The 14641-nt window shown below is 37.4% G+C and carries 14 protein-coding genes and 3 pseudogenes; 3 read left to right on the top strand and 14 right to left on the bottom strand.

The genetic code is table 11. From position 1 onward, the window contains the following. Positions 1-60 precede the first annotated feature (60 nt). The 5 genes and pseudogenes from D8801_RS05060 to D8801_RS05040 all read right to left on the bottom strand — a co-directional run bounded on the left by D8801_RS05060 (position 61) and on the right by D8801_RS05040 (position 3495). Positions 61-1110, bottom strand: coding sequence for a DUF389 domain-containing protein (locus D8801_RS05060; protein WP_125848314.1), 1050 nt, complete (start codon positions 1108-1110; stop codon positions 61-63). 277 nt (positions 1111-1387) lie between these two features. Then, a pseudogene (locus D8801_RS05055) lies at positions 1388-1690 on the bottom strand (DUF898 family protein). A 55-nt stretch (positions 1691-1745) separates the two neighbouring features. Continuing rightward, positions 1746-1844: pseudogene (locus tag D8801_RS10055) on the bottom strand (peptide ABC transporter); the annotation flags it as partial. A 6-nt stretch (positions 1845-1850) separates the two neighbouring features. After that, complete coding sequence (locus tag D8801_RS05045) at positions 1851-2825, bottom strand: sensor histidine kinase (RefSeq protein ID WP_125848312.1); 975 nt, start codon at positions 2823-2825, stop codon at positions 1851-1853. Continuing rightward, positions 2818-3495 (bottom strand): response regulator transcription factor, encoded by a 678-nt coding sequence (locus D8801_RS05040; protein ID WP_125848310.1) that lies wholly within the window; start codon positions 3493-3495, stop codon positions 2818-2820. Before D8801_RS05040 ends, D8801_RS05045 begins: the two co-directional genes overlap by 8 nt. A gap of 413 nt (positions 3496-3908) precedes the next feature. On the opposite strand from D8801_RS05040, the gene D8801_RS05035 reads away from it, so the two are divergent. From D8801_RS05035 to D8801_RS05025, 3 genes are all read left to right on the top strand, one after another. Next, the gene (locus D8801_RS05035) at positions 3909-4472 is read left to right on the top strand and encodes a TetR/AcrR family transcriptional regulator (RefSeq protein ID WP_185758500.1); all 564 of its coding nucleotides are present in this window, start codon (positions 3909-3911) and stop codon (positions 4470-4472) included. An 85-nt stretch (positions 4473-4557) separates the two neighbouring features. Beyond that, positions 4558-5319: a ferredoxin reductase domain-containing protein gene (locus D8801_RS05030; protein ID WP_125848306.1), complete on the top strand. Its 762-nt coding sequence runs from the start codon at positions 4558-4560 to the stop codon at positions 5317-5319. Positions 5320-5430: 111 nt separating this feature from the next. Further along, positions 5431-6504 carry a DUF2974 domain-containing protein gene (locus D8801_RS05025; protein WP_125848305.1) on the top strand — a complete coding sequence of 358 codons (1074 nt, stop codon included), beginning with the start codon at positions 5431-5433 and terminating at the stop codon, positions 6502-6504. 79 nt (positions 6505-6583) lie between these two features. Here D8801_RS05025 and D8801_RS05020 read toward each other — a convergent pair. The 9 genes and pseudogenes from D8801_RS05020 to D8801_RS04980 all read right to left on the bottom strand — a co-directional run. Beyond that, positions 6584-7490 (bottom strand): annotated as a pseudogene (locus D8801_RS05020) (FtsK/SpoIIIE domain-containing protein); the annotation flags it as partial. A 391-nt stretch (positions 7491-7881) separates the two neighbouring features. Beyond that, a complete protein-coding gene (locus D8801_RS05015; protein ID WP_125848303.1) occupies positions 7882-8211 on the bottom strand; it encodes a DUF4176 domain-containing protein in 330 nt (109 codons plus the stop codon). Positions 8212-8236: 25 nt separating this feature from the next. Then, positions 8237-9091, bottom strand: coding sequence for a hypothetical protein (locus D8801_RS05010; RefSeq protein ID WP_125848301.1), 855 nt, complete (start codon positions 9089-9091; stop codon positions 8237-8239). A gap of 5 nt (positions 9092-9096) precedes the next feature. Beyond that, positions 9097-10626 (bottom strand): hypothetical protein, encoded by a 1530-nt coding sequence (locus D8801_RS09930; RefSeq protein WP_260468143.1) that lies wholly within the window; start codon positions 10624-10626, stop codon positions 9097-9099. Positions 10627-11045: 419 nt separating this feature from the next. Continuing rightward, positions 11046-11342, bottom strand: a complete 297-nt coding sequence (locus D8801_RS05000) for a DUF4176 domain-containing protein (protein ID WP_020902045.1) — start codon at positions 11340-11342, stop codon at positions 11046-11048. Positions 11343-11504: 162 nt separating this feature from the next. Continuing rightward, positions 11505-12149 (bottom strand): DUF443 domain-containing protein, encoded by a 645-nt coding sequence (locus D8801_RS04995; protein WP_125848299.1) that lies wholly within the window; start codon positions 12147-12149, stop codon positions 11505-11507. Between the two features lie 2 nt (positions 12150-12151). After that, a complete protein-coding gene (locus D8801_RS04990) occupies positions 12152-13606 on the bottom strand; it encodes a T7SS effector LXG polymorphic toxin (RefSeq protein ID WP_125848297.1) in 1455 nt (484 codons plus the stop codon). Between the two features lie 91 nt (positions 13607-13697). Beyond that, positions 13698-14153, bottom strand: coding sequence for a DUF5085 family protein (locus D8801_RS04985; RefSeq protein ID WP_061421998.1), 456 nt, complete (start codon positions 14151-14153; stop codon positions 13698-13700). Further along, positions 14153-14608, bottom strand: a complete 456-nt coding sequence (locus D8801_RS04980; RefSeq protein WP_125848295.1) for a hypothetical protein — start codon at positions 14606-14608, stop codon at positions 14153-14155. Before D8801_RS04980 ends, D8801_RS04985 begins: the two co-directional genes overlap by 1 nt. Positions 14609-14641: the final 33 nt, after the last annotated feature.

The raw sequence follows: 14641 nt of genomic DNA, 5'->3' as shown, positions 1-14641 counted from the left end.
TGTTGAATATAGGATATCCTCCCAAAATTTGCTTCCATGAGTTAGATAAGTTCAATATCCTCAATCCTTGTCTGCTTCATTTTCTTTTACGAGATCTTTTTGCGAATCCTTTTCAGAGAGTTTTTGATCGATATACTTGTTAATGTTTTCATAAAATTCCTTGGTCATCTCACTATCTAATTTTGTCGAATTATGGACTTGATTGACTTTTAATTGAACAGATTGAATACCGTAAGAGGCTTGTTTTTGATGGAGCGTTTCTAATTCTTCGTCTGAAATCGGATCTCCAACAACCGTCAAGACCAATTCATTGTTTCTTGACTTGTAGACTTGATTAATGACCGTGTGATTAGCGAACTCTTTTGCTACAAACTGTTTGATTCCTTCTTTTCGCGCCTGATCTATTGTCAGAGTAACTGCTGAATAGCTGGCTGGAAGAACCAATAATACAATCAAGGATGTCAAGCCAATTTTCATTTTAATGTTTAGCTCTTTAAATGAACTTAAGGGAGATTTTCTCATCAAAATTCTTGTTCCAACAATGTTGGCTAGCATGATAAAGATACAGTTGATCAAGAAAAGATAGAGAGCCCCAAATAAAAATCGTACATTTCCATTAGCTAAACCATATCCTGCAGTACAGACAGGTGGCATCAGAGCTGTTGCAATGGCTACTCCTGGCACGATATTGTTTGCTTCTTTTTTCCTTGACCCAATTACACCTGCTATCCCACCAGCAATAGCAATGAGAACATCCCAAATGGTTGGAGTGGTTCGTGCAATCAGTTCGCTACTTGCATAAGATAAGGGAGAAATCCAGAAATACAGAGTCGAGACAAGCAAGCTGACCAATACTTGTGTAAATAAAACCTCTAGAGATTGCTTGATTAAACGCGTATCAAAAATAGCTAAACCAAATCCGAGTCCAACAATCGATGTCATAAGAGGGGAAATCAGCATGGCTCCAATAATGACAGCTGTTGAATTCATATTTAGACCGATAGAGGCAATAAAAATCGCACACATCAAAATCACTGTATCTCTTAATCGCACATGAAGGTCATCATATAATTTCTCTCGGTATTCACGTGTTGAATAATTTCTGGTCATTGGTTACTCCTTTTATTTCATATAATCTTGTTTCTGCTTGGATGATGGTAGAGAAACTTCTTTTCAATCTTACATATTTTTCTTCTCACCTGTTATTTTTTTGAAAATTATCCTTTAAGCATCCGTCAGTCTATCCTTAACATTATATCAAAAATTTTACAGTCTTTCTCTGGAAAAATATATCAATTTAAAAGATAGAGAAAGGAAGAAATTTTTGTTTCCTTATCCGAAAAAGAAAAAACGGTATCTCCTCTGAAAGAAGATGCCGTTTTAATCTTTAAACATGATGAATGTGTTTGACATTCCATTGCTCCATTTTTATTTTCAACCAGAAGCCATAGATCCCAAATGTGATGATGGTTAGAAGAAACCGCTTGATCTAGTTACCGAACAGTTGTGCTCCAGTCCCGTCAAAGTATAGACGTTGACCATCCACTACCGTGTGTTTGGTTTTCCAATTTTGCATCATGCAAACCGCCCAAGGTGTTGCGATCCCAAAAGTAAGTCCGCAAATTATGGCTGCTAAGATAGAGTATCCAATATAATCTAGGATTCCTCCGTCAAAATAACTTTCTTTCATTTTTGCATCTTTTATTTTTTGACTATATTCTAGTCTTTTCCTAGTGTAATATTTTTTACATCTGGACAATCTTACGGTAACTTCTAGACGTTATCATGAAAATAGAGATATAGACTAGAACAAAAATTCCACAGATGGATGAGGTTATCATCAACTATGCTCACTCAATCATCAGATTCATATCGGCAAACTTGATTCTTACTGTCGTTCCTTTTCCAATCTCAGACTCGATACGAATTTGATGGCCAAGTTCTTCAGAGATTTTCTTGGATAGGTAGAGGCCCAGTCCAGATGACTGCTGGGTCAAGCGACCATTGTAGCCTGAAAAACCCCTTTCAAAGACTCGGAGCACATCGCTGTTTTTAATACCAATCCCCGTATCCTTGATACAAAGCTCTTGATTCTCCATATAGATTTCCAAACCACCTTCCTTGGTGTATTTTAGGCTGTTTGAGAGGATTTGTTCAATGACGACCAATAACCACTTCTTATCGGTCACAATGGTTTTGTCTAAGTCATGTAGATTGACAGTCAGCCCCTTTTGGATAAAGAAAAGAGCGTATTTACGAACCATCTCCTTGACCAAGTCCTCCACTTGAACCTTTTCAAAGACCAAGTCATCGTGAAAACTCTCTAAACGTAAGTACTGCAAAACCAGATTGGTATAGGAGTCAATCTTAAAGATTTCCTGTTCCAGTTGCTGCTTGACCTCCCGATCAGAGACTTCTGCTACTAAAAGTCGACTAGCCGCAATGGGCGTCTTGATCTGGTGAACCCATAAGGTGTAGTAATCAAGCAAATCCGTCAGCTTGCTTTGGGCTTCCGACTTCTTTTGATACAATTCAGATTCAAGCTCTTCGAGCTTTTCTGCTAGCGCACATTCCAGAGGAGACTTGGGGTCTCGCTCAGCATAGAGTGCTTCCTGACGGTAAACCTGAGCTTCTGCAAATATATCCCAAGCCAAAAATAAGAAGGTCAAAAAGCCACTGAGCAGAAAGAAATAAAGAAAATAAGTTCCTAGACTAGCAAATAAAAATTGAAAGAGAAGGACGAGAAAGCCTAATGAAAAAATATAGGCAAAAACGCGACTGCGAGAACGCAGATAGGCTAGAAAAAATGATTTCCAATCAAGCATGTTTCAGTCCGTATCCTATCCCTTTCTTAGTCTCGATAAAACCTGCCAAGCCTTGTTCCTCCAACTTTTTGCGCAAACGAGCAACATTGACAGACAAGGTATTGTCATCGATGAAAAAGTCGCTATTCCAGAGTTCCCGCATCAGGTCATCACGCGCCACGATATTGCCCGCATGTTCAAACAAAACCCGCAAAATTTGAAATTCATTCTTGGTTAGGCTCAGGATTTCACCTTGATAGTGCAGATCCATAGACTTGGTGTTGAGGATCACACCCGCATACTCTAGCAAACTTTCATCCCGTCCAAACTCATAGGAACGGCGCAACAAGCCCTGAACCTTGGCAAGGAGGACCTGCTGGTCAAAAGGCTTAGTCACAAAGTCATCTGCTCCCATGTTGATTGCCATGACTATATCCATAGCCTGGTCTCTCGAAGACAGAAACATAATGGGCACCTTAGAAATCTTACGAATCTCCCGACACCAGTGGTAACCATTAAAAAGAGGCAGGCCAATATCCATGAGGACCAAATGAGGTTCCGACTGAACAAAAAGGCTCAATACTTCCATAAAATCTTCTACCAAAACGACCTCAAACCCCCACTCTGAGAGCAGTTTCCCCACTTGTTGCCGAATAACTTGGTCATCTTCTACTAGTAAAATCTTGTGCATGCGCTCCTCCTTTACTCTTGTTCAAAATATCAAATACCTTAATAAAAAATCTATGGATTAGTATCCCTACTGTTTATCAATCTATTTTTCAAATCCAGATTAGGAAACGAAAGCTAAATAGAGAATAATCCCATTGATATCATACCTTATTTTTAACTATAGTTCCAGCCTTATCCTATATTTCCCTTTTTTGTGCTCATTTGTTCTGTGTTTCTTTTACTTAAGGAATAGATTTTAAATGAGCTATCTCATTAAGGTAAATGCCTTGTAAGTTTATGTAACTCTTCTGTTCATAAATGTAATTCTTTAAACTAATTAATTTATCCTTCTTATTGACAAGCCAGCTAGGATTTGCTAGAATATGAATGAACTAAATATAATATTCATTCATGTCCGAAGGAGGTAAGGTCAGATTGGACAAAAAACAAGCTTTAAAGACAGCGGCCTATGAAGTTTTTTCGAAAAAAGGTTACAAGGCGACAGGAATTTCAGAAATTGCTAGGCAAGCTGGGGTGGCAGTTGGCTCTTTTTATAACTATTACGAGAGTAAAGAAGCCATTTTTCTAGATATCTATATAGATGAAAACAACCGTGTTCGCCAAGCTATGATCGAAGAACTGGATTGGGAAATTGACATGATCGACCTCATTGGTCAACTATTTGCTCAGTCCAGAACTCTCGTTTCTTCCAATAAAATCCTTGCAGAATGGTACAATCCTGCCATAGCAGATGAGTTGCACAGCTACTATTCCTCAGAAGAAGGCAAAGTCGCAAATCCATTTCATCAATTTCTAGTTAAAACTTTTACAAATCGTATGCAGGCTGAAGGGTATTCTCCAGAAAAGATTCAAGAGATTTTACAAGTTTATAACCTATTTTACTACATGGATATGCATATCACGGAAAAAGATTTTCCAGATATTGGCAAAACTGTCGAAATACTTGCAACCAACTTCATAAAAGGAGTTCTAAAATAAAGAATGGATTTCTTTATTTTTTGGAAAAATATGAATGAATTTGTTTTTAGTTCATTCACAAAATTGAGAACAGGAGTCATAAAAAATGAAAAGAGGTAAAAAAATGTTTATTATCATTCTATCAACACTTGGAGTCCTAAGCCTTATAACTTGGGCCACCATCGCTTATCTTGGACGAAGCCAGACATTATCGATAAAATCCATCGAAAACCCCAGCGGGGATCTGTATTTAATTCATATCACAAAACCGAGTCATCAAATCTGGAAAGCTGGGGCTTATGCTAAGTTCACACTCCCTGATACGTCGTCTGAAGCTAAGGGAGAGCAAACCAGTCGATGGCTAACCATTGCCTCCACACCTGATGAAGATGAAATTCTCATTTTGACTCATAATAGTGGTAGCCTCTTTAAGGAAACCTTGACACATTTACCGGCTGGCAGTGAGATTGAGATGAGTTGGCTGGATTCCTCTTTGACCGTTAAAGATATGAATCAGCCACTAGTTTGCTTTGCATCTGATGTCGGCATTTCTGCTCTACGCCCCCTTATCAAAGAATGGGCTGGTAAATGCCCGATTGTACTCAATCATTTTGACAAAGGAGTGACTATTTTTGATAAAGAAATGAAGGAACTAGCTCAGAAAACATCGAATTTTACTTATAAAACAAGCGATGAATTTTTTCAAAGTCAAGAATTTTTAAAACGTGCTATTGATGAATACGGCAATCAAGCCAGCTATCTCATCACAGGTCAGCCTGATGATGTAAATGAGATGAAGAATTTTTTAAAGGAAAATGGGATTGATAGCAAAAATATACAAGTAAGCTCGTTTAGAGGTTTGAAATAGGAGCAGCCTGTCTTCTATATATCTGAATCAATCCCTGCTAGGTCATCCAAACAAGCCTACTAGCTAATTCTAGGTAAATGTGATAGGATAAACATAGAGAAAGGAGCTTTTATGGCCAATATTTTTGACTACTTGAATGATGTAGCATATGATTCCTTTTATGACCTTCCCGTGAACGAGTTAGATGTTCTTGCCTTGACCGAATTAACCTATCTTCCTTTTGATGATTTAGTCGCTCAAGAACCCCAGCGCCTCATAGATCTTGCACCTCAAATCCCTAGAGAAACGACGATGCTGACCAGCAAAAACCGCCTCCAGTTATTGGATCAACTCGCTCAACACAAACGCTTTAAAAATTGCAAGCTCTCAGACTTTATCAACGATATCGATCCTGAATTGCAAAAACAGTTCGCAGCTATGACTTATCGTATCAGTCTCGATACCTATGTGCTTGTTTTTCGTGGAACTGACGACAGTATCATCGGTTGGAAAGAAGATTTCCATATGACCTATATGAAGGAAATCCCAGCTCAAAAACATGCCCTCCAGTATTTACAGGACTTTTTTGCTCAACATCCTAACCAAAAGGTTGTCCTAGCAGGACACTCAAAAGGAGGCAATCTAGCCGTCTATGCTGCTAGTCAACTCGATCCACTTTTACAAAAAAACATTGTCGCTGTCTATAATTTTGATGCGCCTGGGCTTCACAAGGAACTAACCGAAACACCAGGCTATCAAAACATGATGGAAAGAACGAAAGTATTTGTCCCACAAGGTTCTATCATCGGGATGATGCTGGAAATTCCTGATAAAAAAATCGTCGTTCGAAGCACTGCCCTAGGTGGTATCGCCCAGCATGACACCTTTAGTTGGCAGGTTGAAGACAAACACTTTGTCCAACTGGATGAGACCAATAGTGACAGCCAGCAAGTCGATACTACCTTCAAGGAATGGGTTGAAACAGTTCCTGACGAAGAACTGCAACTCTACTTTGACCTCTTTTTTGGAATCATTCTCGATGCAGGCATCTCTTCTATCAACGACCTTTCTTCCTTCAAGGTCATTGAACACGTTCACCATCTCTTTGTCCAAGCCCAATCCCTCACTCCTGATGAAAGAGAAACCATGGGACGACTAACCCAACTCTTGATTGACACTCGATACCAAGCTTGGAAAAATCGTTAAGGTAGAAAAATACTTTCTGATACTGTACCACACCAGCTTCTCTATCGCGCTTGACTTGAAGCCTGGTGCGGTACACTGAGAGGATAACAATAGACGGCTCTTGCTGACCACTAGACTCTCGGTAGAGCTCTAAGGTCCCTACACCATAGTCCGCAAGGAGTTTCTTACGACGGTTGAGTTCGCGCTCCATGATCCGCACAAACTTAGAAATCTTCTCTGCCTGATCCAAAAGCATGGTGTCTGCCACCTGCGGAAGCTTGGACAAGGGCGCCAATCCATTGGTCCCAAAGTCCATCAAGTACATGGTAAGAGCCTTGGGACTGTGCTTTCTCGCCAAGTCCATACCGGCTGTCTGAAGGAAGGTGGTCTTCCCTGTACCAGGACTTCCGTAAAGAAGAACATGCCCATCCTTGGAGAGGTTGATAGAGACGGCTTCCTGCTTCTGGGCCTGCGGGATATCCGCCATCCCAAGTAGGAAGGAAAGGGACTTCTCTTCTTTCCAAGCAACCGCTGGCTGCACCTCTTCCAGCTCCTCTAGCGCGATGCGCTCCTTAAGTGGTGGCAACCATGGCTGGGGTACTGGAGGAATTTCTTGTTCCTGACACAGATCTTGGATATGTTGCACTATCGCATCCAACTCTGTCGGAACTTCCTTGATCTCGTCAGCCTCTTCTAAGCCTGATAGGTCTTCATTCAATATCTCATATTGACCCAATTCATTGATTAGATAGATGGTATGATCCTCGATCCCCATATCGTCCTTGTCCAGCTGGTAATCCGCCCCTGACCAGGCTGAGGCGATGCTTCTCCGCATTGATCGAAGCCAAGGCCCGCATGGATTGGGCTCCATCCAAGTTGGTAATGGTTCCCAAGAGGTGGGGCAGGTTCTTAAAGAGATTGGCCATTCCACCACCCTTGTAGTCGATCAACAAGAAGGCCACATCATGAGGATGAAAATTGACGGCAAGGGACAAGATATTTTTTTGGAATTAGCAGAGCAGATAAACAAGCGGAAAATATAGAATTTTCAAGGTACTAGAAAGAAAATGTTCTTGTTCCATTATACCACAATATCAAAATAGCCCTCTTCCCATAGGAACAAAGCTATATTTTTGCATCATGAATTTAGACTTACAGCCATGCTAATTCATCTTACGACATAGAACAGACAAAAAACGAGAAGTTACTTTAATAATAAAGCGACTTCTCGTTTTTTATTTTTATTTAAAGCATAGTGATTTTTTCAACAATCTCTAAAAATATAGCTTATTCGAATTTTGTTACACTTTTTAATGGTTTTAAAACTTTCAGCAAAAAGACAGAATTAGCATACTACGTCCAATATAGAGAATCTATGATAGTTACTCCACTGTAATTCTATTTTATCTCTTTCTTAGGAACTGTGAGTGTTTTCGTCCATTCTCTATAAATTTCTGAAAAACGCTCCTCTTCCTCATCTGAATAGCCTACAAAAACGACTTTGTCAATATTTTCATGTTGAAAGAAAAGTGTCGATTCCGTTTGAAAGCCCATTGGGTACAAAACACCCATATAATCAGCAAATGCTTTTTCTCCAGTTTCCTCGTCGTCAAAGATAACTCCACGACCAATAATCATTAATTTCTGCGTTCCTTCTTGAAGATAGACAATACTACCTAACGGTAATAATTCTTTATTTTTATTTTTATTTTTGTTTTTATTATTCATTTTTTAATAACTCCTTGTGTTTTTTTTAATATTTTTTCCCATACCATTCTTCCACTGATTTTCCTTCCCACTCACGATACTCTTCAGGATATTTCCATTTGTAATAGCCTTCTAAAAAGAAAGGAAACTCCATAAATACAATCATGGCGATTATACCAATATTTAATAGAATCCAAAATATAAAGAGACCTGAAACAGTTACGGAATGTGAAAAATTAATAGAAAAAGCTTTGAAAATATAATTAACAATCACAGCTAAGCCCAATATACCTGCTCCATAAATAGCAATACCTTTGGCAATTTTATCTTGTAAGGTAGGTGACTTAACTTCTCCATACATTCGTTTTTTCAAACTTCTAAGCTCTGTTCTTAACATTACATAAGTCAACAATACTTGAAGCCCTAAAAGTACTAAGATCCCCCATATTGATAATATAGGTAAAGAGATAGTTGTTGCCAGCAAATTAAATTCAAACACAAACCATATCATAAAAGTTATAATATGAAATCGATAACGATAAGGGAGAATAAACGTCCGTTTAAAGAATTTACCCATTAATACCAATAACAACCAAATTAACAAGCAAATTAAATAAAGCTCGACTGTTAGCAAAGGATACTGAGAAACTGGTAACCTTAAATCTTTAGGATCAGAATTTTGGAATGATAGGGTAACAGCAAGGAGCATGAAATTTGCACCTATCGGAAACAACAGACTAAGAATAAAAGTTTTAATACCAAACCAAAAAGAGGGTTTCCCTTTCTTAAAGGCTTTCCCAAGTTTATTATAATAATCTTGTTTCTGATACTGCAAAAAACCATCATCCTCCAAATTTAAACTCTCTTCAAAACTTGCTTTAAAAATTGATTTCTTCCTCATACTTTTCACCCAACTCCTAATGCCTTACCGATTCCACCCATAAAATTAGATATATTTTTAACAGTTCCTTTTATACCGTTACCAACATCATCTATAATCTCTTTCGTTCCTTTAACAGGATCATCAAAAAATTTCGGCTTCCATGCTTTTATACCTTGAATAACACCTCCAACAACTGCTCCAACAGCTGCTCCTGGGAGACCACCTATTGCTCCTCCGATGGTTGCTCCTTCTAATGGACCCACGCTAGCTATAGCTGAAAGTGCACCTTTCCCAGCAGCTCTTCCTATATCCTTAGTTTTGCTATATTCGTCTACTCCACTAGAAATCGCTGTAATCCCAAGATCAGCAAACGTCATTACTGTCCCTACTTTCCCCAGAACCTTAGCTACTTTTGGGAAATATTTGAGCCCTTTTCCTAATAAGCCTGTTGCCTCTTCTCCCCCTTTTATATATTTGCCAAATTTCGCCATTCCAGCATCTCTGGCACCTTCCAATCCTTTTTTTACAATAGTTTCTACAGGGCTTGCGATATCAGAAATACCATCGAAAATCTTTTTCAGTGTCCCTCCCTTATTTCCTAATGATTCATACCAAGCCATGGTACTCATTACACCATTTACAAATTTCCTACCTTTTGTCCCCTTATCAACCGATCCCAGCAATCCTATGACACCGTCCGATTGTAGGAAAGCCTCAGTCAAGTTTTTCGGTGTTAATCCAAGTACTTGGGCTCCTCTCTTAAACCAGTCATTATCTGAGATTGCCGTAATTGCATCATACAAATTCATTGTATTGTACTTAACACCATCATCACCAAGTGCTTCAGCTAATGTCTTTTCATAGATGTGTTGCTCAATGGCATTAACTAATGTATCTGGTAACTCTTTACTTGGATGACGTTTTTTATAGGATTGAATTACTTCCATATCCTTCTCGGTCAATCCCTTACCATCCTCAATTTTTTTGAGGATATTCTTATAATCTCCATCAATCTTAACCTTATTTTCCCACTCACCCTCGATATTCTGTGCCCAGCCCAGAGTATGTACAGAGTGCTTGGGAAAAGTACCACTAAAACTTGCAAACTCTGTTTGGATTTGACTTAAACCCGTTTGGAGATTTTGAGCTAAGTTATCAACTAAGCTACTACCTTCCCCTACAGAAAAAACGTCATTGGAACTTCCAGCAAACATATTTAGCTTACGGAGTTTATCCATTTTTTCATTTCTTTGTTTTAGGAGGACATCCATACGATTTGAAAGACTACTTAAAGTGCTTGCACTTGTAGATTCGTCTCCAACCATAGCATTGTACATTCCTCTAATACTATGAAGACTAGATTCAAGACTACGAATTTCACTCTCAAGTACCTCTGAATCAAGGTCATCATCTCCGACTTCTGAACGATATTTTGAGGGAAGACCTGGAACAGCTTCGCTTACTAATTCTGAGTACATGATAGCTCCCTTGAGCAAGGGAGTGATTACATTCATACCATATTGTTTACCACTATCATAGGCTGCCCCTTGCAAATCTCCTGCATTATCAAATGCTGATAATGCAGAAATTGCTTGATCGTAGGAAGCTATTCTAGCTTCTCCTACCCTTGTAGTTAATCAACAAGAAAGCCACATCATGAGGGTGGTAGTTGACGGCAAGGGACAGGATATTTTTTGAAAATAGCAGAAGAGATAAACAAGCGAAAATATAGAATTTTCAAGGTACTAAAAAATGTTCTTGTTCTATTATACCACAATATCAAAATAGCTCTCTTTCCATAGGAACAAAGCTATATCTTTGTATCATGAATTTAGGCTTATGGTCACGCTAATTCATCTTACGACATAGAACAAACAAAAACGAGAAGTTGCTTTAATGATAAAGTAGCTCCTCGTTTTTGATTTTTATTTAAAGTATTGTGATATTTTTCAATAATCTTTACAGATGAACATTATTTTGTTACACCTTTTTTAATTGTTGTTGCATTTTCATCAAGCCAACGTTGATAAATTTCAGCGAACCGTTCTTCTTCTTCATCACTATAGCCTTTATAAACCACTTTATCTACATCATCACGATTGAAGTAAAACAACTGTTCTGGGTTTAGTCCCATTGGATAAAAAGCTGCAGAATAGTCAAACAAAACACTTTCACCATTCTGTTCTATAGTAACCCCACGATTGAGAATCATTAGTTTTTGACTCCCCTCTTTTAAATAAACAATTGTTCCAATTGGCAAAATAGACATTTATTTTTTTTCCTTTCAATTTATATTTTTCTAATTCTACAATACTCTACGCTATCATATTAGCAGTCTTGAACTTTAAATGAATCATTCACCACCCAAACACTTTCTGAATGGATTTAATACCTGAATCAATATCATTTCTAACTTCTCGGCATTCTGTATTTATAGCTCTTCAATTTCAGTTAATATTAGTGTCTTATAATATGAGGGAACTTGCGGCATTCTCATCATTACAAAGTAAAACCAAGAAATTATACCATTAATTATCAACAAGACTCCTTCTGAGCCATCATTATTTCCCAAAAAAAACATTAAACAAACAATATTAATTGCTAAAATTAGATACCAATCAATCATTCGTTTGCCTTTTGGTTCAAAAACAAGTCGAAATCGTTTACTATTTTGGGGGATTCTTGATTCGAACTTTCGTACCGCAGCTTTTTCATACCAGACAGCCATAAGATAAGACAAAAACACGGAGAAAGCAAACACACCTAATTTCAAAGAAAGTTGCTGACTTATCCCCCAATCAATAAATGCATCTTTTATAAGTCTATATGAGATAGCTACGAATGGCTGAACCATGATGACTAAAGCAGTAGACGCCCCTATTGGTGTCTTTGATTTTATTCTAAAACTATCATTTGATGGAGATAGTTCAACCATTTCAGCAGTAACTTCTTTAGGAAGCAAACCGAAAAAATAGGACTTTCCTTTTATGGAAGTAGGATCTAAGATATAATCTTTGTTCTTAAACTCAACGATCCTAAAAACTGCTAAATTCGAATTTTTAAATTTTAATTCCACATTTACCACCCAAACACTTTCTGAATAGATTTAATACTTGAGTCGATGCAATTTCCGACTTCCTTGATACCTGAATCAATATTGTCACCTACCCATTCTATTCCTTTATTAAGATTATCACCAAAATCATTTGCTATATCTTTAATACCCAAAAAGTTATGCTCATAAGCATATCCTACTGCATATCCTATTGTAACACCTGCTACGATAGTCCAACCAATTGGATTAGAGGCTAAAAATGTTGCAGCAGCTGCTACAGTTCCAGAACCTGTAGCTGTAGTCAAAAGAGCTGTTGTTGCAAAGTCTACCCCTACTACTGTCATTGCCGTCGTTGCTGCAGTATGTGTAAAGGCACGTCCTGCATTCTCATTCTGTAGGTTGTTCAAAAAGTCCATTCCCATAAATACTGAACTAATCCCTGAAATTCCAACAGAGGAGTTGGTTCCTGGTATAGGAATATTAATTTCTGAAGTTGTGAATTGCTTAAGTAGATTCGCAGCATTTGCTTTGAATAAAGCATCCGTATATCCTTTACTATCCCCAGAGTAGGTAATGTTTATATTACCAAACTTATCAGTAGTAGTAAGATACTTAAAGTACTCTGATAGCTTAGGATTCTTTGAGCTTAACTTAGAAATTGTTTCTTTAGCAATTTCCTCCAGAGACGTATCTCGTATAAGTTCAAATAACTCTCCAATTTTGTTGTCATTTATATCACTATTAACTTTACTCTCAACATATTTTCGTACAGCATCTTTAACATTCTCTGGCAACTCTTTATCAGGATAACGTTTTCCATACTCTGCAATCACTGCTATATCATTCTCATCCAATTCTGTTTTATTTTTAATTTTATCTAAAACATTTTGATAATTTTGGATCACCTCAGAACGTTTCGTCCACTCATTATTAATAGTATTAGCCCAAGGAGCTTGTCCCTCTACTTTAAAAGTTCCATCAAACTTTCCAAAGTCACCCGTGACTTGTTCGAAACCTTGAAAAACTAAAGTCTGTAAGCTTTCTGAATCCGAAAAATGACCACTGGTCGAGCTCGCAAACGACTGCAATTTTTCTAATTTCCTTTGTAACTCATCTCTCTTTCTCGTTGCATTTGAGATAATCCCTCGAACATTACTTTTATAAGTAGGATCGATGTCCTTTAGATTAGATAAACTATACAAAATAGCTTCATGAGTCGAAATGGTTGTATTCTTCGCTTCAATTTGCTTTTGAAGTATCTCCTCATCTAGACTTTCTCCACCGACTTGTGAACGGTAAAGAGTCGGTAATTCACTGGCTTTTCCTCCTAGACTCTCTGAAAATAGAATAACTCCTCTAAGTAGGGGAACCATTATATTTTCCGCATAGGACTTAGCGCTATCATAGGCTTTCCCTTTCAACTCCCCCTCTGTAATCAAATTATTAAAGGCAGTAATGACATCGTTATAATAATTCACACGGCTGCTTAATACACTATTCGCTGTACTGAACTATGAAATAACTCTTTTGCAAATCTTACATATATAATCGGAAATTTCTTTACCAAACTTAATAAGCATAACCAAGCAATACTGTTACCTGCCCTGTTCCTTCTGTTTGGAGAATATGATAAAAAGGGGTTTGTTGTTCGCGGTTATTCTTCTCTAAGGTCCATAATAATCTAGCATATGCTTCCTTGGTTAATTCCTCATAATCATGATTTAGAGTTACCATTATAATATTATTGATTTCAAAGTAAGATGAAAATTTCATCCCCTTGACTTCAAGAAATTCCTCCTCTAAGGGAAGAAAGAATTCAATATCCATATTTCCTTCATATGGCACATTATTTAGACTATATACAATAGGTCCTGCTGGATGACCTCCTGCTTCATAAATAGCTGTCATAAAAGCATCTAGTTCATTTCTCATCTGACTAACATGAAAAGTCTTACGCTTTTTAATCACATTCCGTGCCTCAAAAATGTTTTCATTGGTCACACCTTGTGCAACAACATATTTCATCACTCTACCTCCCAACTACTATATGCATCAACTACAATTTCTTTTCCAGGATGATAAAGCACATGATAAACAGCTAAATACTCCAAATTTTCTTTAGCATATTTTACACGTAAGGTATCATAATAATCCGCTAAATTTTCTGAGGAAAAAGTAGCGAAATCATTACTGTCTATAAAAATATTTTCTTGAAAAAGAAATGGTCCTTTATATCTATCTATTTGGGTATATGCATTGCCAAATGTTGTAAAAATAGAAATCGTTTTTTTATCCCCAAAAGGATAACTCTTAAAATATACTGGACCATCTGAAAAAACCATATCTAGCATATCCTCTATAAACTCCCAACATAAAGGATATACTTTATGACAAATCTGTTCGACTGGTACAATTCCCAACCCATTTTCTTCATAACCAAACTGATTATGAAGAACTAACTTTTTAGGTCTCACTTCCATATTTCTTAACTACTTTCTTAACTATTTTTATTT

Source organism: Streptococcus oralis, from assembly GCF_003943415.1.
GTDB lineage: Bacteria > Bacillota > Bacilli > Lactobacillales > Streptococcaceae > Streptococcus > Streptococcus oralis_BJ.
The sequence above is the reverse complement of the archived record's forward strand: the minus strand, read 5'-3'. Positions and strand labels throughout refer to the sequence as shown.

What these genes read in the sequence shown, in the direction of transcription:
- D8801_RS05060 (WP_125848314.1), bottom strand. Translation starts at nt 1,110, where the DNA reads ATGACCAGAAATTATTCAACACGTGAATACCGAGAGAAATTATATGAT.
- D8801_RS05045 (WP_125848312.1), bottom strand. Translation starts at nt 2,825, where the DNA reads ATGCTTGATTGGAAATCATTTTTTCTAGCCTATCTGCGTTCTCGCAGT.
- D8801_RS05040 (WP_125848310.1), bottom strand. Translation starts at nt 3,495, where the DNA reads ATGCACAAGATTTTACTAGTAGAAGATGACCAAGTTATTCGGCAACAA.
- D8801_RS05030 (WP_125848306.1), top strand. Translation starts at nt 4,558, where the DNA reads ATGAAAAGAGGTAAAAAAATGTTTATTATCATTCTATCAACACTTGGA.
- D8801_RS05025 (WP_125848305.1), top strand. Translation starts at nt 5,431, where the DNA reads ATGGCCAATATTTTTGACTACTTGAATGATGTAGCATATGATTCCTTT.
- D8801_RS05015 (WP_125848303.1), bottom strand. Translation starts at nt 8,211, where the DNA reads ATGAATAATAAAAACAAAAATAAAAATAAAAATAAAGAATTATTACCG.
- D8801_RS05010 (WP_125848301.1), bottom strand. Translation starts at nt 9,091, where the DNA reads ATGAGGAAGAAATCAATTTTTAAAGCAAGTTTTGAAGAGAGTTTAAAT.
- D8801_RS05000 (WP_020902045.1), bottom strand. Translation starts at nt 11,342, where the DNA reads ATGTCTATTTTGCCAATTGGAACAATTGTTTATTTAAAAGAGGGGAGT.
- D8801_RS04985 (WP_061421998.1), bottom strand. Translation starts at nt 14,153, where the DNA reads ATGAAATATGTTGTTGCACAAGGTGTGACCAATGAAAACATTTTTGAG.
- D8801_RS04980 (WP_125848295.1), bottom strand. Translation starts at nt 14,608, where the DNA reads ATGGAAGTGAGACCTAAAAAGTTAGTTCTTCATAATCAGTTTGGTTAT.